Source organism: Domibacillus sp. F004, assembly GCF_057814295.1.
This window is the reverse complement of record NZ_JBVATB010000003.1, coordinates 401,035-422,643: the sequence shown is the minus strand read 5'-3', so window position 1 is coordinate 422,643 and position 21,609 is coordinate 401,035. Positions and strand designations below refer to the sequence as shown.

24 protein-coding genes are annotated in these 21,609 nt (G+C 40.8%); 19 read left to right on the top strand and 5 right to left on the bottom strand.

Going from position 1 to position 21,609, the window contains the following annotated elements:
* The first annotated feature begins 3 nt into the window (after positions 1 to 3).
* The 6 genes from ACZYRN_RS10715 to ACZYRN_RS10690 all read left to right on the top strand — a co-directional run bounded on the left by ACZYRN_RS10715 (position 4) and on the right by ACZYRN_RS10690 (position 5,503).
* The gene (locus tag ACZYRN_RS10715; protein ID WP_488911564.1) at positions 4 to 2,070 is read left to right on the top strand and encodes a BglG family transcription antiterminator; all 2,067 of its coding nucleotides are present in this window, start codon (positions 4 to 6) and stop codon (positions 2,068 to 2,070) included.
* On the top strand, positions 2,067 to 2,333 hold the full coding sequence (locus tag ACZYRN_RS10710; protein WP_488911563.1) for a PTS sugar transporter subunit IIB: 267 nt from the start codon (positions 2,067 to 2,069) through the stop codon (positions 2,331 to 2,333). The genes ACZYRN_RS10715 and ACZYRN_RS10710 overlap by 4 nt, the downstream gene beginning before the upstream one ends.
* 18 nt (positions 2,334 to 2,351) lie before the next feature.
* Positions 2,352 to 2,618: a PTS sugar transporter subunit IIB gene (locus tag ACZYRN_RS10705; protein WP_488911562.1), complete on the top strand. Its 267-nt coding sequence runs from the start codon at positions 2,352 to 2,354 to the stop codon at positions 2,616 to 2,618.
* Positions 2,619 to 2,647: 29 nt separating this feature from the next.
* Positions 2,648 to 3,916, top strand: a complete 1,269-nt coding sequence (ulaA, locus tag ACZYRN_RS10700; RefSeq protein WP_488911561.1) for a PTS ascorbate transporter subunit IIC — start codon at positions 2,648 to 2,650, stop codon at positions 3,914 to 3,916.
* Positions 3,917 to 4,220: 304 nt separating this feature from the next.
* On the top strand, positions 4,221 to 4,721 hold the full coding sequence (locus ACZYRN_RS10695; protein WP_488911559.1) for a DUF2243 domain-containing protein: 501 nt from the start codon (positions 4,221 to 4,223) through the stop codon (positions 4,719 to 4,721).
* The gene (locus ACZYRN_RS10690) at positions 4,718 to 5,503 is read left to right on the top strand and encodes a cytochrome c oxidase assembly protein (RefSeq protein WP_488911558.1); all 786 of its coding nucleotides are present in this window, start codon (positions 4,718 to 4,720) and stop codon (positions 5,501 to 5,503) included. Before ACZYRN_RS10695 ends, ACZYRN_RS10690 begins: the two co-directional genes overlap by 4 nt.
* Before the next feature lie 88 nt (positions 5,504 to 5,591).
* On the opposite strand, the gene ltaS is transcribed toward ACZYRN_RS10690, so the two are convergent.
* Positions 5,592 to 7,544: a lipoteichoic acid synthase gene (ltaS, locus tag ACZYRN_RS10685; protein ID WP_488911556.1), complete on the bottom strand. Its 1,953-nt coding sequence runs from the start codon at positions 7,542 to 7,544 to the stop codon at positions 5,592 to 5,594.
* Positions 7,545 to 7,773: 229 nt separating this feature from the next.
* Here ltaS and ACZYRN_RS10680 point away from each other — a divergent pair, with 229 nt between their 5' ends.
* From ACZYRN_RS10680 to ACZYRN_RS10665, 4 genes are all read left to right on the top strand, one after another.
* Positions 7,774 to 8,121 (top strand): ArsR/SmtB family transcription factor, encoded by a 348-nt coding sequence (locus ACZYRN_RS10680; protein ID WP_488911555.1) that lies wholly within the window; start codon positions 7,774 to 7,776, stop codon positions 8,119 to 8,121.
* A 15-nt stretch (positions 8,122 to 8,136) separates the two neighbouring features.
* Positions 8,137 to 9,435 (top strand): arsenic transporter, encoded by a 1,299-nt coding sequence (locus tag ACZYRN_RS10675; protein ID WP_488911554.1) that lies wholly within the window; start codon positions 8,137 to 8,139, stop codon positions 9,433 to 9,435.
* A 41-nt stretch (positions 9,436 to 9,476) separates the two neighbouring features.
* Positions 9,477 to 9,896 (top strand): arsenate reductase (thioredoxin), encoded by a 420-nt coding sequence (arsC, locus tag ACZYRN_RS10670; RefSeq protein WP_488911553.1) that lies wholly within the window; start codon positions 9,477 to 9,479, stop codon positions 9,894 to 9,896.
* Between the two features lie 359 nt (positions 9,897 to 10,255).
* Complete coding sequence (locus ACZYRN_RS10665) at positions 10,256 to 10,369, top strand: CPCC family cysteine-rich protein (RefSeq protein WP_488911551.1); 114 nt, start codon at positions 10,256 to 10,258, stop codon at positions 10,367 to 10,369.
* Between the two features lie 96 nt (positions 10,370 to 10,465).
* On the opposite strand, the gene ACZYRN_RS10660 is transcribed toward ACZYRN_RS10665, so the two are convergent.
* Positions 10,466 to 11,077, bottom strand: a complete 612-nt coding sequence (locus ACZYRN_RS10660) for a hypothetical protein (protein WP_488911550.1) — start codon at positions 11,075 to 11,077, stop codon at positions 10,466 to 10,468.
* 751 nt (positions 11,078 to 11,828) lie between these two features.
* On the opposite strand from ACZYRN_RS10660, the gene ACZYRN_RS10655 reads away from it, so the two are divergent.
* From ACZYRN_RS10655 to ACZYRN_RS10630, 6 genes are all read left to right on the top strand, one after another.
* A complete protein-coding gene (locus tag ACZYRN_RS10655) occupies positions 11,829 to 12,272 on the top strand; it encodes a universal stress protein (RefSeq protein WP_488911549.1) in 444 nt (147 codons plus the stop codon).
* Between the two features lie 77 nt (positions 12,273 to 12,349).
* The gene (locus ACZYRN_RS10650; protein WP_488911548.1) at positions 12,350 to 12,775 is read left to right on the top strand and encodes a universal stress protein; all 426 of its coding nucleotides are present in this window, start codon (positions 12,350 to 12,352) and stop codon (positions 12,773 to 12,775) included.
* A gap of 75 nt (positions 12,776 to 12,850) precedes the next feature.
* Complete coding sequence (locus ACZYRN_RS10645; protein ID WP_488911547.1) at positions 12,851 to 13,276, top strand: universal stress protein; 426 nt, start codon at positions 12,851 to 12,853, stop codon at positions 13,274 to 13,276.
* Between the two features lie 184 nt (positions 13,277 to 13,460).
* Positions 13,461 to 15,134 carry a ribonuclease J gene (locus ACZYRN_RS10640; RefSeq protein ID WP_488911755.1) on the top strand — a complete coding sequence of 558 codons (1,674 nt, stop codon included), beginning with the start codon at positions 13,461 to 13,463 and terminating at the stop codon, positions 15,132 to 15,134.
* A gap of 105 nt (positions 15,135 to 15,239) precedes the next feature.
* Positions 15,240 to 15,689, top strand: coding sequence for a HEAT repeat domain-containing protein (locus ACZYRN_RS10635; protein ID WP_488911546.1), 450 nt, complete (start codon positions 15,240 to 15,242; stop codon positions 15,687 to 15,689).
* Positions 15,690 to 15,852: 163 nt separating this feature from the next.
* Positions 15,853 to 16,551 (top strand): SGNH/GDSL hydrolase family protein, encoded by a 699-nt coding sequence (locus tag ACZYRN_RS10630; RefSeq protein WP_488911545.1) that lies wholly within the window; start codon positions 15,853 to 15,855, stop codon positions 16,549 to 16,551.
* Between the two features lie 89 nt (positions 16,552 to 16,640).
* Here ACZYRN_RS10630 and ACZYRN_RS10625 read toward each other — a convergent pair whose 3' ends face one another.
* Positions 16,641 to 18,245 (bottom strand): catalase, encoded by a 1,605-nt coding sequence (locus ACZYRN_RS10625; RefSeq protein ID WP_488911544.1) that lies wholly within the window; start codon positions 18,243 to 18,245, stop codon positions 16,641 to 16,643.
* Between the two features lie 130 nt (positions 18,246 to 18,375).
* Positions 18,376 to 19,635 carry an erythromycin esterase family protein gene (locus ACZYRN_RS10620; RefSeq protein ID WP_488911543.1) on the bottom strand — a complete coding sequence of 420 codons (1,260 nt, stop codon included), beginning with the start codon at positions 19,633 to 19,635 and terminating at the stop codon, positions 18,376 to 18,378.
* A gap of 152 nt (positions 19,636 to 19,787) precedes the next feature.
* On the opposite strand from ACZYRN_RS10620, the gene ACZYRN_RS10615 reads away from it, so the two are divergent.
* From ACZYRN_RS10615 to ACZYRN_RS10605, 3 genes are all read left to right on the top strand, one after another.
* A complete protein-coding gene (locus tag ACZYRN_RS10615; protein ID WP_488911542.1) occupies positions 19,788 to 20,048 on the top strand; it encodes a hypothetical protein in 261 nt (86 codons plus the stop codon).
* Positions 20,049 to 20,133: 85 nt separating this feature from the next.
* Positions 20,134 to 20,586 (top strand): hypothetical protein, encoded by a 453-nt coding sequence (locus ACZYRN_RS10610; RefSeq protein ID WP_488911541.1) that lies wholly within the window; start codon positions 20,134 to 20,136, stop codon positions 20,584 to 20,586.
* A gap of 49 nt (positions 20,587 to 20,635) precedes the next feature.
* Entirely contained in the window at positions 20,636 to 20,764 is a 129-nt protein-coding gene (locus ACZYRN_RS10605) for a hypothetical protein (RefSeq protein WP_488911540.1), read from the top strand.
* A gap of 76 nt (positions 20,765 to 20,840) precedes the next feature.
* Here the strand turns inward: ACZYRN_RS10605 and ACZYRN_RS10600 are convergent, their stop codons facing one another.
* Positions 20,841 to 21,590: a TraR/DksA C4-type zinc finger protein gene (locus ACZYRN_RS10600; RefSeq protein ID WP_488911539.1), complete on the bottom strand. Its 750-nt coding sequence runs from the start codon at positions 21,588 to 21,590 to the stop codon at positions 20,841 to 20,843.
* Positions 21,591 to 21,609: the final 19 nt, after the last annotated feature.

The following is a 21,609-nucleotide window of genomic DNA, read 5'->3' as shown; positions in this document are numbered from 1 at the left end:
GAGATGTCGTTAGATGAACGAAGTGTTAATTTACTGCATGCTTTGCAACAGTCTTCCAATCTAAAAATGAATCAATTACAGGAACAAACAGGTTTGACCCGCAGACAAATTCAATACAGTATTGGAAAAGCGAATGACTGGCTTCAATTTCATAGCTATCAACCGATTCAGTATGACCGACAAGTAGGATATTACTTGTCTGACAAAATTCAAGAGGAAGATTTACAAGGAAAACTGACGAAACGCACGTATATGTTCTCTGAAACAGATCGAGAAAAGGTCTTTTATCTGATGCTATTACTAAGCCAGGAGCCTTTGTCTGTTTATCACTTTCAGTCGATTACGGGGCTTTCACGGAATACCGTACTGAAAAACTTGCAGGGGCTCAAGAAACATGCACAATCACTGCAGTTGCACATTCTCTATTCGAAGCAGAATGGTTACGTAATAAAAGGAGACAGCAATAAAAAGAGGTTCGTCCTCGAACAGCTGATCCATGATGTATTGCATAGCACGAATAGTCATCTCATCATGGAGTGTATATGGGGAGATCAACACGAACAAATAAACGCGTTGCGGGTACAGCTGGAAAAAGTAGAACAAGCATTAGGGATTACCTTTACGGATGAGCGTCTGCAAGAATTAACGTATCTCTTTTTATGTACCGACCAGCTGATTGGAAAGGGAGAAAGTTTACATACGATTCTTAGCTGGGAACCGTTGATCCTAACGGAAGAATTCAGCATCATTGAACAAATGACTCAAACGGATGCCATTCATTCTGTTTGGAGTCAAACAGAAAAGTTATATGCAACTTTGCATGTATTAAGCATGAACCGGACAAAAGATGTATCGCCGCTGGAAGAAGATACGGTCATTCAAACGATCCTCAGTGAAATTACGGAAGAGTTTGAACGACTAGCATGTATCCATTTACAGGATAAAGAACAATTCTATCAACAATTATATGTTCATTTCAAACCTGCTTATTATCGGATGAAGTATCGGATATCGTTAACAAATCCAATGGCTGAGAGGGTTCAAAAAGTGTACCCCGAGCTTTATCATTTGACCAAAAAATCATTGGGCCCGCTTGAAAAAGAGATTGGGTATCCTGTATCTGAAGAGGAAGCAGCGTATTTTACGATCCATTTTGGCGGATGGCTCCGGAAGCAAGGGACCACATTTGACGATCGAAAACGTGCGATTGTTGTCTGTCCAAATGGAATCGGCATTAGTAATATTTTGATCTATACGTTACGAGAATTGTTTCCGGATATTTTATTCTTGGATGTTTTATCTGTTCGGGATACGGCTAGTTATGCATTATCGTACGATTTAGTGTTTTCAACGGTGCATCTTCGAACAGATGCGGCTTTGTTTGTCGTCCCGCCTATTTTAGAAACACAAGATAAGCATAAGCTGCGGCAGCAAGTGATGCAGGAGTTGTATGGATACACGATGCAAAATGTAGATGTGACGGCTTTGTTAAAAGTGATTTCTAAATATGCAACCATTCATAAACGAGATGAACTTGAAAAAGCACTGCAATCCACCATTTATACGCATGCAGAAAAAATAAACAAGCATTCATTGAAGGAGGCGAAGAAACCTGTGCTGGAAGAATTACTTACTTTGCAAACAGTTCAACTAGAGTCACGTGTTTCGGACTGGAGAGAAGGAATAACAGTGGCAGCGAAGCCTCTGGTTGAACTCGGAACGGTAGAAGAAAGCTATGTAGACGCGATGATCGATTCGATCGAGGCGAATGGGCCCTATGTCGTGATTACGCCGGGAGTAGCGATTCCACATGCGCGACCGGAACAAGGAGTACGGTCTTTATCCATGAGCTTGTTAAGACTGGATGAACCCGTTCACTTCGCAGCAGATAAACCCGTTCAACTCATTATTGTCTTGGCGGCTGTAGACAGTGACTCCCATTTGCGTGCCTTAATTCAGCTAACAAAATTATTGGGTGAACCATCTAATATTGAGGATATGTTACAAAGTGCAGACAAAACGGTCTTGCTTGATTACATTCATAAATATTCGAAGGAGGAAACAGCATGAAAATTATGGTTGTTTGCGGGAATGGATTAGGAAGCAGTTTTATTATGGAGCTCAATGTAAAGAAAGCGTTAACGGAAATGAACAAAACAGCAGAAGTAGATCATACAGACTTAACATCCGCGAAAACGGTCCAAGCCGATATTTACCTGGGCGCTGCAGATATCGTCGGACAGCTGGATGATGGAAGCCGCACAATTGTCACATTAGAAAATATGATGAGTATTCCGGAAATTAAGTCGAAATTAGAACCGCATTTTTCATAAAAGAAGGAGGAAGATAAAATGAAAATCATGGTTGTTTGCGGGAATGGATTAGGAAGCAGTTTTATTATGGAGCTCAATGTAAAGAAAGCGTTAACGGAAATGGGCAAAACAGCAGAAGTAGATCATACAGACTTAACATCCGCGAAAACGGTCCAAGCCGATATTTATCTGGGCGCTGCAGATATCGTCGGACAGCTGGATGATGGAAGCCGTACAATTGTCACATTAGAAAATATGATGAGCATCCCAGAAATTAAATCGAAATTGGAGTCACACCTGAATTAATGTCTTTCAGGTAAAGGAGGTTAAGGGTAATGTTAGATGTTATTATGAAAGATATTTTAGGCACACCGGCTATATTGGTGGGACTGTTCGCTTTAATTGGGTTGTTATTGCAGCGTAAATCGAGCGCAGATGTGGTATCCGGAACATTAAAAACGGTTATGGGCTTTATTATTATTAACGCAGGTGCAGCGGTTCTCATTGGCTCACTTAACATATTTAGTCAAATGTTCGACCACGCTTTTAATGTGAAAGGGGTCATCCCGAATAATGAAGCGATTGTCGCGGCTGCACAAAGCGATTTTGGCACCCCGACCGCACTAATTATGGTATTTGGGATGATCGTAAACATTTTACTCGCTCGCTTTACCCCATTTAAGTATATTTTCTTAACGGGTCATCACACTTTATTTATGGCCTGCTTAATTGCCGTTACATTATCGGTTGGCGGTTTGAATGGAGTGCCGCTTATCGTAGCGGGATCGATTATTTTAGGATTCTGTATGGTTCTTTTCCCGGCTCTGCTTCAACCGTACGTGCGTCAAATTACGGGAAGCGATGATTTTGCGATTGGCCACTTTGGTACGATTGGGTATTTTGTTTCTGCAAAAGTTGGCGGATGGTTTGGAAATAAGGAAAAAACGACAGAAGAGATTAAAGTACCAAAATCACTCGGTTTTTTACGAGATACATCCGTAGCTGTCTCACTCACAATGACAATCTTCTTTGTTATTGTCGCTTTATTTGCGGGACAAGACTATATTGAAACAACCCTTTCCGGCGGTTCAAATTTCATTGTATTCTCCTTTATACAAGCGATCACGTTTGCGGCAGGAGTGTACATTATTTTAGCCGGTGTCCGGATGTTGATTGCTGAAATTGTTCCTGCCTTTAAAGGAATTGCCGATAAAGTAGCGCCAAATACAAAGCCAGCATTAGATTGTCCGACTATCTTTCCATTTGCACCAAATGCGGTCATTCTTGGTTTTCTATTCAGCTTTTTAGCAGGACTCTTATCTATGTTCATTCTTCCTGTATTAGGATTAAAAGTCATCGTACCAGGGCTTGTTCCTCACTTCTTTACAGGGGCAGCGGCAGGAGTATTCGGAAATGTCACAGGCGGGAAACGCGGAGCCATGTTCGGGTCGTTTGCCAATGGACTGATCATCAGTTTCATACCAGCTATTTTACTCGTTTTGCTTGGGGATATTGGATTTGAAGGAGCCACATTTGGTGATTCAGACTTTGGAGTAGTAGGTATATTAATCTTGAGTATTATGAAACTTTTAGGATTATCTTAATTAAATAGGAAGTTGTTCTTATTTGATTAAAAAAAATGGTGAACATTCTCTAAAAGCTGAACCCTTGATCTATCAGGGGTTCTTTTTATTTTGTTCAATCACTATTATTTTAAAAAGAAGAAGGATAAAAATCGAAGGGATTGTACAAACTAAGAGGGGAGAAGTATGCATTAAAAGCAATGAAATTTCTCCCTTTCACCGTACGAAAAAACAATCGGACGTTTACTTATAAGAAACGGGGGTATTTACAAGATGAAAATTATATATTTAACGATGGAACTTATCAATCTTAAAGGAGCATTCGATGGCTGCTAAAACTACTCATTCTAATGAATCAAATCGTTCTGTCTACTCCGCGCGCAATGTATGGGCGGGTATTCTGTTCGGCCTTGGTCTAGTCGGCTTTATAGACGAAACCGTTTTTCATCAGCTGTTGCATTGGCATCATTTTTATGACAAGTCCACAACCGACATAGGATTGGTCTCCGACGGCTTATTTCACGCTTTTAGCTGGTTTTCAACAATCGGGTCGTCGTTTCTGATTGCTGACCTTCACCGCCGAAATGCCTTTTGGTTTACAAGATGGGCAGGAGGTGTATTGCTTGGGGGAGGGGCCTTTCAATTATACGACGGGATCATCCAACACAAGCTCATGCGGATACACCAGATTCGCTACAACGTCGATATTTTTCCGTACGACTTCATCTGGAACATAATAGCCGCTATTATGATCATTATTGGGATGATTCTTCTTGTTCGTACTAAACAGCGAAGCACGATAAATAGGGGTGAGCGCTTCGAATGAACTATGGCCACATTCATCAGAATAATGGAGTTTCCTCCGAACTTATGCAGGCGCTGCCGTTTGTACTGCTTATCGTTTTGTATATTTTGGCTGCTGTCGTATCCAATCGTTCGTACAAACAATGGCCGCTATACCGTTACGTCTTCTGGATTTTCGGCGTTCTCTGCGTAGCCTCATCTGTGATTGGACCTTTAGCGAACAGTGCCCATCAAGATTTTACCGTGCACATGCTCGGTCACCTGCTGCTCGGAATGCTTGCTCCGCTTCTTATGGTGCTCGCTGCCCCAATGACGCTTGTTTTTCGCACATTAAACGTGTCTTTGGCGCGGCATCTTTCACGTATGCTAAAGAGCAGACCGGTGCGCATTTGGAGTCATCCAGTAGTTGCTTCCTTCCTCAATATCGGCGGGTTATGGGTGCTTTATACAACCGATTTGTATTCAGCGATGCAGCAGGACATTCTTTTGCATATTTTTGTACACATACACGTATTTTTTGCAGGCTACCTGTTTACCGTTTCCATGATTTATATAGATCCGGCACCTCATCATTTTCGTTTTGACTACCGGGCTATCATGTTAATTATGGCCTTGGCTGGCCACGGAATTCTATCAAAGTACCTATATGCCCATCCACCTAAAGGCGTTCCTGCAGACCAGGGAGAAACAGGCGGAATGCTTATGTATTATGGGGGGGATATTATTGATCTTGTTCTTATTAGTATCCTTTGCTTTCAATGGTACAAAGCGACTCGGCCTCGAGCATCGATTTCTACGGCTTAGTGAACGCAAAATTACACAAAAAAGCCTGTAAACAATGTTTACAGGCTGGACCTTTTCTCCTCTTTAAACTGTACAAACTATCTTTTTTCTACTCATTAGATTCTTTACCTTCTGAGTAATTATAGTTATATTGTGAACGGTCTACCGGCGTAAAGTTTTCAGGAGTATAGAACCGTAATAAATCTCCATTCACGACCCGATCTGAAAGCATTAATTTATATTCTGCGATTTCCCGGTATTTTTCCGCTTCAGCTAATTGATTTTCTTCCAGTGGACGTCCTGTTTTAGAGTCGTAAAACTCACCATCAACAGATGTAACAGTCGGACTTACAAAGTCACCATTTCGAAATGGAGTAAGCGAATCATGATTTTCAGATAATAAATCTGTTCCAAATTGTATGTTATCTTTTGTATCTATGCCCAGCAAGTGAAGAAGGGTTGGAAGTACATCGATTTGTCCTCCGTATTCGTGATTAACTCCACCTTCTATACCTGGCACTCGAATGAATAATGGTACCCGTTGCAGGCCTGTATTTTCAAAAGGGGTCATTTCTTTTCCGAGAACTTGTTCCATCGCTTTATTATGATTTTCTGAAATCCCATAATGGTCACCGTACATAATAATAATGGAGTTATCATATAAACCAGATTCCTTTAGATACGTAAAAAACTGCTCTAACGCTTCATCTGCATAACGAGCGGTCTGGAAGTACGTATCGACTGATTTATCACCCGTTGTATGCGGAGCAATTGAAGCATCTTCTTCATCAATTGGATACGGATAATGGTGCGTAACGGTCATAAACTTTGAATAAAATGGTTGGGGCAATGATTCTAAAAGTGAAGTAGATTCCTTAAAGAACGGCTTATCCATTAGCCCATAGTCCGCAAGTTCTTCACGCTTCATTTCATAGTAGCTTGAATCAAAAAACTTGTTATATCCAAATGATTTATAAATTTCATTGCGATTCCAAAAGGTTCCTGAATTCGGATGAAACACCGCAGACGTATAGCCTTCCTGACCTAAAATAGCCGGAGCAGCCTGATACGTGTTTAACCCTTTTGTTGTAAAGGCTGAACCTTGCGGCAATCCATACAATGAATTTTCGATCATAAATTCAGCATCAGCTGTTTTACCTTGCCCTGTTTGATGAAAGAAATTATCAAAATAAAGTGTATTTTCTTCTCTCGTCAATGAATTTAAAAACGGTGTTACTTCTTCTCCATGTAACTCGTAATCTATAAGGAAGTTTTGAATGGATTCAAGATGGAGATAAATGACATTCATTTCTTTTCCGGCACCAAAGTAAACCGGATTTGGCTCAGCATAGTTGGATTTTGTAAAGTTGATGACTTCTGTAATGTCATCGCTATCCGCCAATACCCTTTTCGCAGAAGCTTTCGTACTTTGAACAGCATCATAAATAGTGTAATTGTACATACCTAAATATTTCACGATATAGGTTCGATCAAATCCCCTTGTCAACAATTGAGGACGATCGATCTCAGCTAAAGCTAGATTGGCTGCTGAAATGGCTAGACCCAATGAAAAGATAGCAGCAACTTTCCGCCGATTCATGTCTTTAACTTCAATTTTTACACATTTAAAAGAAAGCAATACGATCAAAACAATCAGATCCATGAAAAATAACAAGTCATATGGTTTTAAAAGGGAGCCCACACTGCTGCTTACATCACCAAAGTTTTGTGTTTGAGTTAAAGTCGGTAATGTAATGAAATCATTAAAAAATCGGTAATATAAAACATTGGCATATAAAAGGAAAGATAAAAGAAAATCAATCACAAGCAGCCAAATATACTTTTTTCTTCCTTTGAAGAAGAAAGCAAAACCTAAAAATAATATGGAAGACCCTAAAGGGTTTAGGAATAATAAAAACGTTTGAATAGAATTTTCAATCCCTAAGTCAAACTGTGTTAATTGAACGATATATGTTTTCATCCAAAATAGAACAGCAGCCACAAAGAAAAAGCCAACATATTTATTGAAAAAAATTTGCCCTTTTTGAAATACGTTATTCATTTTTACACCTCGCAGGCCAACTATAATACATGATTTTATTTAATTATGCAAGTATAAAGATAGAAACAATTGAACCTGTTTTAACACGCGAGACAGTCGACCTGTTTTTTACCTCTGCAAAAAATGAATCTTATAGGGTGCTGTAAATGAAAAGCATATGCACATTAGAAAAGCATTTACTTATATAATTAAATTATTATATACTAATGTTGAGTTGGAGGGATGGTATATGAGCATTGATACAAAGCTTGATACGCAGGAAGTGGCTCAAATTATGAAGCTGCTTGGGGATAAGACACGCCTTACGATGATGAAAATGCTTCAAGCCCAGGATTTCTGTGTATGTGAATTTGTTGAACTTTTTAATATGAGCCAGCCATCTATTAGCCAGCATTTGCGCAAACTAAAAGATATTGGTCTGGTAAAGGAAAGCCGGAAAAAGCAATGGGTTTTCTATTCCTTTAACCGGGATCACGACTGTGCTCTTTTAATCGAAGAGTTATTACACCACCTTCCGGATCAAAAGGAACGATTAGTTGAACTGGAAGCACAGGGGTTACGCATTTCCTGTGAATAGAAAGGAGCAAGACATTTGTTCTCTGTTATTGCAGCATCCGTTATTTTTTTGATCACCCTTGTCTTTGTCATTTGGCAGCCGAAGAATTTATCCATCGGCTGGTCAGCTTGTATAGGAGCTGTGGTTGCTTTATTGGCAGGGGTGGTGGACTTTGGTGACGTGATCGATGTTACATCCATTGTTTGGAATGCCACATTAGCGTTTGTTGCCATTATTATTATTTCCCTCATCTTGGATGAGATTGGTTTCTTTGAATGGTCGGCTCTACATATGGCCCGCATGGCCAAAGGTAATGGCGTTAAAATGTTTGTTTATGTATCGATTCTAGGTGCTTTAGTTGCCGCTTTCTTTGCGAATGATGGAGCTGCACTGATTTTAACGCCGATTGTTCTCGCGATGGTCCGTAACTTGAAATTTGAAGAGAAGATGGTTTTTCCTTTTATTATCGCCAGTGGATTTATTGCAGATACAACAGCGCTTCCATTAGTCGTCAGTAACCTGGTAAATATCGTTTCGGCCGATTATTTTGACATTGGATTCGCGGAATATGCGTCACGGATGATTGTGCCAAACTTCTTTTCATTAGTGGCCAGTATTACTGTGCTCTATCTCTACTTCCGCAAAAGCATTCCGAAGCAGTATGACATGTCCATGCTAAAAGCGCCCGATGATGCGATTAAAGACCATAAAATGTTTCGTTTGTCCTGGTTTGTACTTGGTATCCTGCTGATTGGTTACTTCGTCAGTGAATTTCTGAACGTGCCGGTTTCCATTATCGCCAGCATCGTCGCGCTGTTCTTTTTGGCCATGGCCCAAAAAAGTCCGGCCGTTCACACGAAAAAGGTCATTAAAGGAGCGCCATGGTCCATTGTATTTTTCTCCATCGGCATGTATGTCGTCGTATACGGCTTGCGTAATGCCGGATTAACATCGGTTCTTGCGGACGTGATTCAAGGAACGGCAGAACAAGGATTATTCGCCGCCACAATTGGTATGGGCTTTATCGCCGCTATTTTATCGTCCATTATGAATAACATGCCAACGGTGATGATCAATGCGCTTGCGATTTCTGATACAGCTACATCGCCTGTGATCAGGGAAGCCTTAATTTACGCAAACGTCATTGGATCGGATTTAGGTCCGAAAATTACCCCAATTGGATCACTTGCGACGTTATTGTGGCTTCATGTTCTTCATTTAAAAGGGGTTAAGATTTCATGGGGCACATACTTTAAAACGGGTATCATCTTAACCATTCCAACCTTGTTTATCACGTTAGTTGGGCTGTATCTGTGGTTACTGCTTATTCATTAAATACTAAAATATCAAATGGAATGGAAAAGGAGAATGCTGTTATGACTAAAAAAATCATTTATTTCCTATGCACAGGAAATTCTTGCCGTAGCCAGATGGCAGAAGGATGGGCAAAAAAGCATCTAAACGATGAGTGGGAAGTGAAAAGTGCAGGTTTGGAAGCACATGGATTAAATCCTAATGCTGTTAAAGCCATGAATGAGGCTGGCATTGATATTTCAAATCAAACATCAGACGTGATTGATCCAGAAATTCTTAACAGTGCGGATTTAATTGTTACATTATGCGGCCATGCGGCTGACAACTGTCCAGTTACGCCTTCTCACATTAAACGTGTTCACTGGGGATTCGATGATCCTGCGAAAGCAGAAGGAACAGGAGCAGAAAAATGGGCATTCTTCCAGCGTGTTCGCGATGAAATCGGTGAACGCATCGAACGTTTTGCGAAAACGGGCGAATAACAAAGAGAAAAAAGCCGTGAGAAGTTCTCACGGCTTTTTCTCTATCACGAGACTATCTTAAAGAGAGAATACAAGCCCTTTATCCAGTATCAATAAAGGAGAGCAAACAGCATTCTTATCATTGGCAAGTGACAGAGCGTAATGCTGTTACTTGCCATTTTTGTTGGAAAATAAGACGAAAGATGAACGTTATTTAACATGCATAAATAAAAAAGGTATTTTTTTATGCTGTACTAAAGGGGAGGGAGAAGTTTTGCACCATAGCAGGCATTTATGTGGAAAGAATGGCCCGGCATATGTGGGTTCGAATATTCAACTAGCGGAGCAGAGTAGAATATCTTGTTAGTAGGGGTGATGTGATGAAATATGTTTGTCCATGTTGTGGCGAAGAATTACTAGACACTGATGAAAGATGTGAGATATGTTGTTGGGAAGATGATGGGGGGGCTGTTTTGAACGCCTGTTTATTATAGCGTAAAAGATGGGCAGTCTATACCCATTTTTTAGTCGGATTTCTTCAACCATGCATATAATATGTTTAGCTGTCATTAAAAAGCCTTGATCCAGAACTAGATCAAGGCAGTTCTTTTACCATTTAATGCTATTCCAAATTCTTTTATTATCATCATCGCGGTCGTCTCTACGGCGTCTGTCACGGTCGTCATCGCGGTCATCATCTCTATGGCGTCTGTCGCGATCATCCTCGCGGTCGTCTCTGCGGCGTCTATCGCGGTCATCATCACGGTCGTCATCGTGGTCGTCTCTGCGGCGTCTATCGCGGTCATCATCGCGGTCGTCTCTGCGGCGTCTATCGCGGTCATCATCACGGTCGTCATCGCGGTCGTCTCTGCGGCGTCTATCGCGGTCATCATCACGGTCGTCTCTGCGGCGTCTATCGCGGTCATCATCACGGTCATCATCGCGGTCGTCTCTGCGGCGTCTATCGCGGTCATCATCACGGTCATCATCGCGGTCGTCTCTGCGGCGTCTATCGCGGTCATCATCACGGTCGTCTCTGCGGTCGTCTCTGCGGCGTCTATCGCGGTCATCATCACGGTCATCATCGCGGTCGTCTCTGCGGCGTCTATCGCGGTCATCATCACGGTCGTCATCGCGGTCGTCTCTACGGCGTCTATCGCGGTCATCATCACGGTCGTCTTTATGATGATGCCGATCATCATCACAGTCGTTTCCGCGGATGTCACCACAATCCGGATTAAACCAAACCGTTCTGCAATCGTTCGTATCGCTCCATCTCCAGCATTTTTTCTTTCTATGATCGTGGTCGTTACAATTACAACTCATAATCATTTCCCCCCTTTACTTAAAATTGCAAGGTTATCATTCATCCTCGCACTATATAGTATGATTTAAGGGGTAATTGGTATAGTTTGTTGTACTAGTAAAAGGTAATATAAATAGATAATGGAAAATATCCTTCTGAAATAAGCCGAAAAAGACACCGTTACGTCCTTTTATTAATTTTTTGTACCAAATAAGTAAAAAAGTTTTGAATTTTCTGTGAACATGTAGTATGATAGCTTTACAAACTACTTAAGGAGTGATTGATATGGATCGAGTATTGACGAAGCGTTTAAATAAACAGGGACTTATTTTTGCGGCGGTCCATACGGTATTTTTCCTTAACCTTGCAATTGAGTTTATAATCTCTTCTTAATTTTAAAAAAATAAGTATCGGTTCACTGCTCCATGCAGTGGCCTTTTTTTTATTTTGTATATGTAAATAGCAGGATGTGTACATAATGAATACCGACTTTGCCGGCGGCTGGCAGCCAAGGGGTGCTTATGGTTTTTAGGAATATAGTTAGCAGTTTGAAATAATTTAATAATCTGACTAATTCATTGACTTAAATAGATTAATAGGTTTAATATAAACATGAATACATCGTTCATTTAAAAGGAGTGTTATCTATGTTACGGACTATATCGAAAGTTGTCGTTGCTTATGATGGATCTGAATTGGGAAAAAAAGCATTAGACAGAGCAATCACTCTAGCAAAATGGGATGAAAAAATAGAAATAAATGTTATCACTGTTATTGAACAGCCTACTCCTGTCATTTACTATGGGGCGTATTCGAGCAAAAACATCGCAACACCAGAGGCAAATATTGAAAAAGCGAAGCAAGTAATGCTAGAAGTAGAGGAAAAATTGAAAGCGGTTTCTAATAAGACAGAGACCTTTATTATAGAAGGACACCCCGCACAAGCGATTGAGGAATTTGCCGAAAACAATAATGCGGATCTTATTATTATGGGCAGCCGGGGACTAGGCGGACTCAAAGAGTTATTCTTAGGCAGTGTGAGCCATCATGTCGTTCAAAAAGCGTCGTGTGAAGTCATTATTGTTAAATAATGACTAAAATGCGGGATGAAGACATGAAGTTTACTATAAAAAGAGTATATTTTACCTAAAAGGAGCGGTTAAAGATTATGACAAAAATTGTTGTTGCTTATGATGGATCTGAATTAAGCAAAAAAGCGTTGCAAAGAGCAATTAATCTAGCAAAACAGGATGAAAAAGTAGAAGTAAACATCATCACGGCTATACCTCGGCCTGTAGCTACCATTTATAATTATGGTGCAATAGGTGATACAGTGCAGGAAGCAAATCTCGAAGTGGCAAGGGAAATGATGAAAGAAGTAGAAGAAAAATTAAAAACCATTCCGAATAAGACCGAAACATATATTGTAGAAGGAGACCCTGCACAGAAAATTGAAGAATTTGCCAAAAACAATAATGCGGATCTTATTATTATGGGCAGCCGGGGATTAGGCGGACTCAAAGAGCTATTTTTAGGCAGCGTGAGCCATCATGTCGTTCAAAAAGCGTCATGTGAAGTCATTATTGTTAAATAATTAACTAAACAGTACGTTGAAAGCATGAAGTTTACTGTAAGCAGTGTGCTGATTCATAAAGGAGCTGTTAAAGATATGTCAAAAGTTGTCGTTGCTTATGATGGATCTGAATTGAGTAAAAAAGCGTTGGAAAGAGCGGTTTATCTGGCCAAACGAGATAGAAAAGTGGAATTGAACGTGATTACTGCTATCCCTCGATTAATTCCAGCCGTCTATAATTACGGTGTGACAGCTGTTACGGAACATGAAGCAAAGCTTGAACATGCAAAGGAAATCATGCTTGACGTAGAAGGAATATTGAAAGTAATTCCGAATAAGACCGAAACATTTATTGTAGAAGGAAATCCAGCACAGGCGATCGAGGAATTTGCGGAAAATAATAGCGCAGATGTAATTGTCATAGGCAGCCGGGGATTAAGTGGATTAAAAGAAATGTTCCTCGGAAGCGTCAGTCATCATGTCGTTCAAAAAGCGTCCTGCGAAGTCGTTATTGTTAAATAACATTTTACAAGCATAAAGATAACTGCACCTCCAATTGGTACCTGTACCTAACAATTGGAGGTGCAGTTTTTTTTAGAGGCTTGTTTTTTGTTTTATTATTGTGAGCGAATTGTTCACGATAAGCATAAAACGACGTTAAAAGGGCACACTTTACATAATGATGTAAAGTGGGAGGAATTGAATGTTGAACACAGCAGAAAATACATTGTCGATCGTTGCTTTAGGTGGCGTGAATGAAATTGGGAAAAATATGTATGCACTACAATATGCAGACGATATTATAGTCATCGACTGTGGATCTAAGTTTCCAGATGAAAGTTTATTAGGAATTGATTTAATTATCCCGGACATTACCTACTTGCAGGAAAATAAGGATAAAATTCGGGCTTTAGTTGTAACGCATGGACATGAAGATCATATTGGGGCCATCCCATACATATTAAAGCAATTAAATATGCCGATATATGCAACACGATTAACGTTAGGTTTAATCGAAGTGAAGTTAAATGAACATGGATTGCTTCGGGAAACAGAGCTTATCACGATTAACTCTGATTCGAGTATTGAGTTAGGAACGACTCGTTTAACTTTTTTTAAAACAAACCATAGTATTCCCGATTGTCTAGGCGTTGCTCTTCATACACCTGAAGGGACCGTCGTCCATACGGGTGACTTCAAGTTCGATTTAACGCCGGTAAATGATCAATATCCGGATATTCATAAAATGGCCAGTCTCGGTAAGAATGGTGTGTTAGCTCTCTTATCTGAAAGTACAAATGCGGAGCGTCCAGGGTTTACGCCATCTGAAAGATTTGTAGGAGAGCACATTGAAGAAGCGTTTAACAAAGCGAAAGGAAAAGTGTTTATTTCGACTTTCGCCTCAAACGTTCATCGCGTTCAACAAGTTGTAGATGCGGCAATAAAAACGAATCGAAAGCTTGCCTTGCTTGGCCGAAGTATGGTAAACGTCGTATCCGTTTCATTGGAACTTGGTTATTTAACGATTCCTGATGGCATGTTAATTGAAGCAAATGAAGTGAATCAAATGGCGCCAGAAAAGGTGGCGATTCTTTGTACTGGAAGTCAAGGAGAGCCAATGGCCGCTTTATCCCGTCTATCTAGTTCGAAATATCGGCAAGTAGAAATTATGCCGGGTGATACTGTGATATTATCTTCAAGCCCCATACCAGGGAATGAACGGAACGTAGCACGGATTATTGATAATTTATTTCTTCTAGGAGCGAAAGTGATCTATGGATCGGGAAGCGTGACCGGTCTGCACGTATCCGGACATGCCAGCCAGGAAGAATTAAAATTGATGCTTACGTTAATGAAGCCGAAATATTTTATTCCGATCCACGGTGAATATAGAATGCTGCATCAGCACCGTATATTAGCCGAATCGGTTGGAGTCGAGAAAGAAAACATTTTTATAGTGAACAATGGAGATGTGGTCGATATTCAAGATAAAGTGGCCAGGCAGACACGGACCATCCCTTCAGGGAACATTTTTGTAGATGGACTGGGAATTGGAGATGTAGGAAATATTGTGTTACGCGACCGGAAACAACTGTCTGAGGAAGGAATGCTCATTATCGTGATTCATCTTAGTAAAACAGAAGGCAAAATTGTTTCGGGTCCGGATACGATTTCCCGCGGGTTCGTCCATGCTCGCCATTCGGAAGAGCTTTTAAATGATGTCAATCAGCTCGTGACAACGACTGTTCACAACTTACAAGGCGGAAAAGTAAACCAATGGAAAGTGATCAAAAAAAGCGTAAAAGAATCGGTCGGGAAGTTTTTATACGCGGAAACAAAAAGACGGCCGATGATTGTTCCGATTATCATTGAAGTGTAAAACGATGAAAAAGAGTATGTGTTTTAACAAATCATGGTACAATAAAGGTTGGATTGATGCTTCACTTTATCAAAAAGAAGTTGAAAGAGAAGGGGATTAGATCGTTTGAATAATAAAGAAACCAAAAGTGAGTTACCTGCACATTTTAAAGAATTAAAAAAATCAGCCAATCGAACGTCTAATTGGAGAGAACGTTTAGACACCGTTGAAGAGTTAGGCCAGTGGAAAAACGAACAAACCATTAAGCTGCTAACGCGTATGATGATGACCGATACGGTGTATAAAGTGCAAGAAGCTGCTTTCCGTCAGCTGAAAAAATGGGGCGAAGATGTTCAATTACCGCCCAAGAAAAAAAGTGACGCGATTAAAGGCGTCACGAAAATCTTGCTGCGAATTAAGAAAAGTTTGCCAGAAGATCATACGTTTAAAGAATTTGAAGAGAAGTTTAAAAAAATGAGACTCGATGTGTACGATACGTACGAAGGAGAAATGGGAGCCGACTTTAATAAGTGGCTTGAAAACACATGGGCATCGCTCCCGCTGTCGAATAGGTAATGTCTGTTCAATTTTGCAAAAATCATAAAAACTCCGATTGTGTGTATGTGCAATTGGAGTTTTTGTGTGCTAGACAGGGACAGTTATAGGACAAAATGCATTGTTTTGCCTCTATGAATCGACTATAATCTTCCTGAACTGCGCAAATGGAGGATGGGGAAAGATGAAAAAATGGATGGCAAGTTTTATCGTGTTAATGCTTTTATTTTCTGTTTCTTCTGTAAAGGCTGATGCGGCGGGATTCGTTGGATTTGGCGATAGCAATACGGAAGGAAAGTATTTTGAAAAGCAATACCCGAATCACGTACATCAAACATGGGTGAAGCAGACAGGTGCAACGAATGCAGGAGTAAGCGGCAACGACACAAACCAAGCAATGAAACGATTCCAAACCGATGTATTGGCAAGGAATCCAACCAGTGTGTCGATTATGTTCGGTCAAAACGATGGGTTGTTATTGAACAATGGACAGCCACAGGTGAGTAAAGCCCAGTTTGAAAAAAATATGACAAGCATGGTCAAACAGCTAAAAACCAAAAAGGTAAAAGTGTTGTTAATGACAAGCATACCGGTCCAACAAACACTTTATTATAATAAATATCCAGAAGTAAAACCGCTATATGCGAATAAAGGCGGCATACGGTTATGGCTGAACAGCTACAATGAGATTATTCGTAAAGTTGCCAAGAAGGAAAAGGTTTATCTTGTTGATCATTATGCGAATGCAGTCCTTAAAGCAGGCGGCGCGACAGATGCCAAGCTTGCGAAAAGTGGTTTAGTTGACGAGGAACTAGGTTTTCATTGGACGCCAAAAGGTCACAATATGATGACGTACTCCGTTCAACATTATTTAGCAAAATAACAAATAATAACCGGCAGCGGAATTTCCGCTGCCAGTTATTTTAAATGGGGCTCTAAAAAGCAATTAGGCTAATGTGAAAAAATTATACATCAATATGGTTCAGCGTCGTGGCCTTTTTTCACCGCTTTTTCAGGAGCTTGATCACCGTCTTTGTTGCCAAGCGGTTTCTGGCTCGATCCGCTTTTTGGTGCATTCTCCAAGCCTTCTCTTAAGCGGCGGCCATATTCTTCGTCTGCTTCTTCTGCCAAAGCAATCATTTTATCTTGAATTCGTTGATCACACTTAGAAAGGTCTCCGACAAGGTTTGAAATTAATTCATCTTTTTCCCAGTCTTCAAAATTGCGGTATGTTTCACCCGCTTGTTTCGTATTGCTTTGCCGGTCGATAGACTCACGCACAAGTTTGCCTTCAACGTGCGGTGTATGTTCTTTGCCCGCTTGTTTGGCTTCTTTTAGCCCGCCCAAAATCGATGGCTCATAGTTAATATGAGGGTTTTGGCCAAGAGCGCGGTCTACTTTATATTGCATTTGTCCACCGCTTTGATTCGTTGCCACCCTTTTTTTCGGCGCATTAATCGGTAATTGCAAATAATTCGCACCTACGCGGTGACGCTGTGTATCTGAGTAAGAAAACGTTCGGCCTTGAAGCATTTTATCATCCGAGAAATCCAGACCGTCTACAAGGACGCCTGTACCGAACGCGGCTTGTTCCACTTCCGTAAAATAATCTTCAGGGTTTTTATTCAAAATCATTTTTCCAACAGGCAGCCATGGGAACTGATCTTCCGGCCACAGTTTCGTGTCATCAAGCGGATCAAAATCCAGTTCCGGATGTTCATCGTCGCTCATAATTTGGACAATCAGTTCCCATTCCGGATAATCGCCACGGTCAATGGCATCATACAAATCTTGCGTCGCATGGTTAAAATTGGTCGCTTGAATTTCGCTTGCTTCTTTTTGCGTTAAGTTTTTAATACCTTGTTTCGGTTCCCAATGATATTTAACAAGAACGGCCTCGCCTTCGCTGTTTACCCATTTATACGTATTTACTCCGGATCCTTGCATCATGCGGTAGTTTGCCGGAATGCCCCACGGTGAATAAACAAATGTCACCATATGGAACGATTCAGGGGAGCTTGCACAAAAGTCGAAAAAACGTTCTCCATCTTGAAGGTTCGTCACGGGATCCGGTTTAAAGGCATGAATCATATCAGGGAATTTTATCGCATCACGAATAAAGAAAATCTTTAAGTTGTTACCAACTAGATCCCAGTTTCCGTCTTCTGTATAAAATTTAACAGCAAATCCGCGCGGGTCACGAAGCGTTTCTGGCGAATGACCTCCGTGAATAACAGTTGAAAAACGAACGAAAACAGGTGTTTGCTTCCCTTTTTCTTGAAAGAGTTTTGCTCGCGTGTATTTTGAAACCGGCTCGTCTCCCGCTGTTCCATACGCTTCGAAATAACCGTGCGCCCCAGCACCGCGTGCATGAACGACACGCTCCGGAACACGCTCTCGATCAAAATGGCTAATTTTTTCGATAAAATCATAGTTTTCTAACGCAGCAGGGCCGCGATTACCGACCGTCCGGATATTTTGGTTATTCGTAACAGGATGTCCCTGTCTGTTCGTCAGCGTGTCTTCATTTTCCACATTCATTTTTTCATTGTCGCGACTGGATTGATCTTTTGTCATTCTTCACCCTCCTCAGAGCAATATATATCGGTCGTTTTTTGGAACAAGAAATTTCTTGTATCCCCTTTACACTGTTCCCCCAATTCCCGTAAAATATTCCATTCGATTTACTTTTATCCAGTTACCTCCGCTAAAAGGTGAGAGGAGATAAAGCTTTTGTTTCTTCTATATGAATAAAGGCGTTATATCTTTCAGATAGCCGGGAAGGGACATAATTTCCGAGCCGCTCCATTAAAGGATGGTACACAACACCGATGGCACGGTGCCCTAATATATCCCGAAATACATCTTGGTTTTCTTCCGTAAAGAGAAGGTATTTGTTATATGGACCAGCTTGATGAACCAAGTCCTCCCAGCTTCCCTTTTCCGCTTTTGGAACCGTCATAACTTCTGCGGGTTCTCCCCATTTTTGGGCGGCGATCACGGTGCCATGGTGCGTGCCGAAGCCGATCGCATACACGTTTTCTGGTCCGTATTTTTCACGGGTAAGCTGGCCGACATTAACCGTTCCATCGTTTGCCATATCAGTAGCACGGGCATCTCCAATATGAGTGTTGTGTTCCCAGATAATCCCTTTCGCATCCTTGCCGTAATATTGTCCAATGTGGTCCAGAGCTTCAACCATATGCCGGTCCCGAATATTCCATGACTCGTTTCCGCTCGTGACCATGGCATGGTAGTAAGCCTCTGCATTGCTTGCAACGAGAGCGTTTACCTGCATATTAAGGGAGGACTCAAGATCGCCGCCATAGGAATGTTTATGTTGATGAATCGTTTGAAGAAGGCTCATAATTTCTTGTATACAGCTTTCTCCATAAAAAGCAGCCGAAATGCCATACTCTTCCGCTTGTCGATGAAAAGGTTCAAAGCATTCAAACGCCTTTTTCGCTTTTTCTATATCAGGGGATTCAATTTTTTCCAAATAATGAATGATGGCTTCCATCGATTCCCATAAGCTATACACGTCCATTCCATAAAATCCAACTTGTTTATTCGCGGTTTTATGGTGTTGATTAAAAGCGTGAAGCCACTCAACGAGGTGCTCAGCCTCTTTATTGGCCCACATCCATGCAGGCCAGCGATTGAAGGACTGCAGTGCTGCCGCTGCATTTTTATACTCAGGAGCCATTCCTTTGACATAACGATTGACTTCAAAGCAAGCCGGCCAATCTCCTTCTACCGCCACAAAAGAAAAACCATGTTCTTCAATCAGTCTTTTTGTAATTTCGGCACGCGTTGTGTAAAATTCGGATGTTCCATGGGAAGCCTCTCCAAGCAAGACGTATTTAGTGTGACTGGCGGCTTTTATTAACGGTTCTAAATCGGCTGCATCGGTAAAACGCGCAGCGTGTTTTTGAATACTCTCTACATAGTGATTGGTCTTAAGCACTTTTCATTCCCCCTCGGCTTTTTGTCTTAGTATGACCTGAATAAAAGGAAAGGAATCCTGTTTCTCATTTTTGAATACGAGGGAATAAAAAAGGGTAGAGTAGATTACTACAATTAGTAAATACTGCTTAAAATGCTAAGGAGGTCACGATAATGCAAGTAGAGAAGCTAGCCTTAACCATTCTGGGAAATATTAAAAGCGGGGTGAAGCCAGACTGGAACGATTATGGAGTTGGATTAGAAACGTTTGGGGAAGCTCTTCAGTATATTGATTCAAATAACTTAGCAACAGGTATTAATGTAAAAAGAGCAGAAACGGGAAAGGAAATAATGGGTTACTTTACGGATGAAGACTTTTCTCTCACATTGCCGGGAAGAGAATTTTTAGAGAAAAACACGTCTGAAACAAAATAAAAATAAAAAATGAATGGCCAAAATGGAAAGTACTCCTTTTTTGAGTGCTTTTTTCTTTTCTTTCAAAAATTGTAGAGAACAGAGGATGATGATCTTGCGTGACCTTGTGAAGAACAGAAAAAGTGAAGTTCGGTATTGCCAGCCGTTAAGCAACGGCCAGGCGCTGCATATTTACTTTTGGCGTGAAAAGCAGAGTGTTTCAAATCGAATGGTATATGTATGGAATGTCGGGATCATTATTACTGATACACGAAAAAAGGCGAACAAATGGAAAAATCATAGTCCGAAAGGCAAAAATGATAAGTCAACCGGAGATTGCGGACTAGAAGGCTTAAAAAAAGCGATCGACATCATTCTTCAGTTCAGATATCGTTTAAAACAAAATGAATATTTGTTTGTTGTTTTTGATGATGAGAAACGAAAAAATGCCTACCGTTGGTTAGAACGGTATGGATTTATGGAATTTCATAAAAACGGTCAATTCCAGGCGTATGGTACCTTTAATCCATTATATTGGGATTGGGCTATGACCGAGTAGCAACGCTTTATATGGAGATAATAAAAAGAGGAAAGGAGGGATAAGCGGAATGAAGCAACCGGGCAGAGGATTACACGTTCAAATTGCGAAGTGCTTGCAGCAGCGAAAGGTAGATGTAAGACGAGCTGAACGTTTAGCTGGAAAGAACATGTCTGATATCGCAAATTCCGAAAAATAACTCTTATTGTTCCTAACATTTATAAAAAAGAGCAGCTTGAGTTTGCTTTTATATAAACTCAAGCTGCCTGATTCCATTATTTTTTCTTTGTATAGGGTTCCTGCTCTGAGGCCGGAAGGTCCCCAAATTCAGTCATTAAACCTTCTTCATCTAATACATCTTCATAATGTTCATGTTGTTTATTTGGATAGACCTTCACATGTTTCCCCGTAATGTCCACTCCGACAAAATTTTCGTAGTCTTCTACGTATCCAACGTTTTCCTCCGAGTCTACATACATGTCATCATAGTCTTCCGGTGGAGTTGCAAAGTCAGATGGCGATTCAGAAGTTCCATATTGCGCCACATCTTGCCATGAATCTTCCGCATCATAGGCGACATTTTCATCTGCTGTCCCTCTGTCAAATTTTTCAGAAAGAGGTGTTAATATGCTTTCTTCAATAGGCCGATCGCGGGAAACGTTCTGATCTTGTGAATGATCAATACAGTATAAAGCTGTTGGCAAAGCTTCTAAACGTTCGATTGGTATTTCTTCTTTGCATGTTTTGCATTTGCCGTACGTTCCATCCTTCATCGCTTCTAATGCTTGATCAATTCCTTGCAGTTCCAGTTCGGCGTGTTCATTAAGCGCCACATCTTTCCCACGCTCATATAACTCTGTGCCTACATCGGCTGGGTGGTTGTCATATACAGATAATTCACTTATCGAATCTGAGAGGCTTCTCTGTAAATCGAAATGATCATTATCTTCAAAATGGGAGGCTAATTCAGTCTTCCTGTTCATTAAATCTGTACGAAAATGGGCTAGCTGATCTTCTGTTAACATCCTCTTCAGTCCTTTACAA

What these genes read in the sequence shown, in the direction of transcription:
- ACZYRN_RS10715 (WP_488911564.1), top strand. Translation starts at nt 4, where the DNA reads ATGTCGTTAGATGAACGAAGTGTTAATTTACTGCATGCTTTGCAACAG.
- ACZYRN_RS10710 (WP_488911563.1), top strand. Translation starts at nt 2,067, where the DNA reads ATGAAAATTATGGTTGTTTGCGGGAATGGATTAGGAAGCAGTTTTATT.
- ACZYRN_RS10705 (WP_488911562.1), top strand. Translation starts at nt 2,352, where the DNA reads ATGAAAATCATGGTTGTTTGCGGGAATGGATTAGGAAGCAGTTTTATT.
- ulaA (WP_488911561.1), top strand. Translation starts at nt 2,648, where the DNA reads ATGTTAGATGTTATTATGAAAGATATTTTAGGCACACCGGCTATATTG.
- ACZYRN_RS10695 (WP_488911559.1), top strand. Translation starts at nt 4,221, where the DNA reads ATGGCTGCTAAAACTACTCATTCTAATGAATCAAATCGTTCTGTCTAC.
- ACZYRN_RS10690 (WP_488911558.1), top strand. Translation starts at nt 4,718, where the DNA reads ATGAACTATGGCCACATTCATCAGAATAATGGAGTTTCCTCCGAACTT.
- ltaS (WP_488911556.1), bottom strand. Translation starts at nt 7,544, where the DNA reads ATGAATAACGTATTTCAAAAAGGGCAAATTTTTTTCAATAAATATGTT.
- ACZYRN_RS10680 (WP_488911555.1), top strand. Translation starts at nt 7,774, where the DNA reads ATGAGCATTGATACAAAGCTTGATACGCAGGAAGTGGCTCAAATTATG.
- arsC (WP_488911553.1), top strand. Translation starts at nt 9,477, where the DNA reads ATGACTAAAAAAATCATTTATTTCCTATGCACAGGAAATTCTTGCCGT.
- ACZYRN_RS10665 (WP_488911551.1), top strand. Translation starts at nt 10,256, where the DNA reads ATGAAATATGTTTGTCCATGTTGTGGCGAAGAATTACTAGACACTGAT.
- ACZYRN_RS10660 (WP_488911550.1), bottom strand. Translation starts at nt 11,077, where the DNA reads ATGATGATCGGCATCATCATAAAGACGACCGTGATGATGACCGCGATA.
- ACZYRN_RS10655 (WP_488911549.1), top strand. Translation starts at nt 11,829, where the DNA reads ATGTTACGGACTATATCGAAAGTTGTCGTTGCTTATGATGGATCTGAA.
- ACZYRN_RS10650 (WP_488911548.1), top strand. Translation starts at nt 12,350, where the DNA reads ATGACAAAAATTGTTGTTGCTTATGATGGATCTGAATTAAGCAAAAAA.
- ACZYRN_RS10645 (WP_488911547.1), top strand. Translation starts at nt 12,851, where the DNA reads ATGTCAAAAGTTGTCGTTGCTTATGATGGATCTGAATTGAGTAAAAAA.
- ACZYRN_RS10630 (WP_488911545.1), top strand. Translation starts at nt 15,853, where the DNA reads ATGAAAAAATGGATGGCAAGTTTTATCGTGTTAATGCTTTTATTTTCT.
- ACZYRN_RS10625 (WP_488911544.1), bottom strand. Translation starts at nt 18,245, where the DNA reads ATGACAAAAGATCAATCCAGTCGCGACAATGAAAAAATGAATGTGGAA.
- ACZYRN_RS10615 (WP_488911542.1), top strand. Translation starts at nt 19,788, where the DNA reads ATGCAAGTAGAGAAGCTAGCCTTAACCATTCTGGGAAATATTAAAAGC.
- ACZYRN_RS10610 (WP_488911541.1), top strand. Translation starts at nt 20,134, where the DNA reads ATGATGATCTTGCGTGACCTTGTGAAGAACAGAAAAAGTGAAGTTCGG.
- ACZYRN_RS10605 (WP_488911540.1), top strand. Translation starts at nt 20,636, where the DNA reads ATGAAGCAACCGGGCAGAGGATTACACGTTCAAATTGCGAAGTGCTTG.
- ACZYRN_RS10600 (WP_488911539.1), bottom strand. Translation starts at nt 21,590, where the DNA reads ATGTTAACAGAAGATCAGCTAGCCCATTTTCGTACAGATTTAATGAAC.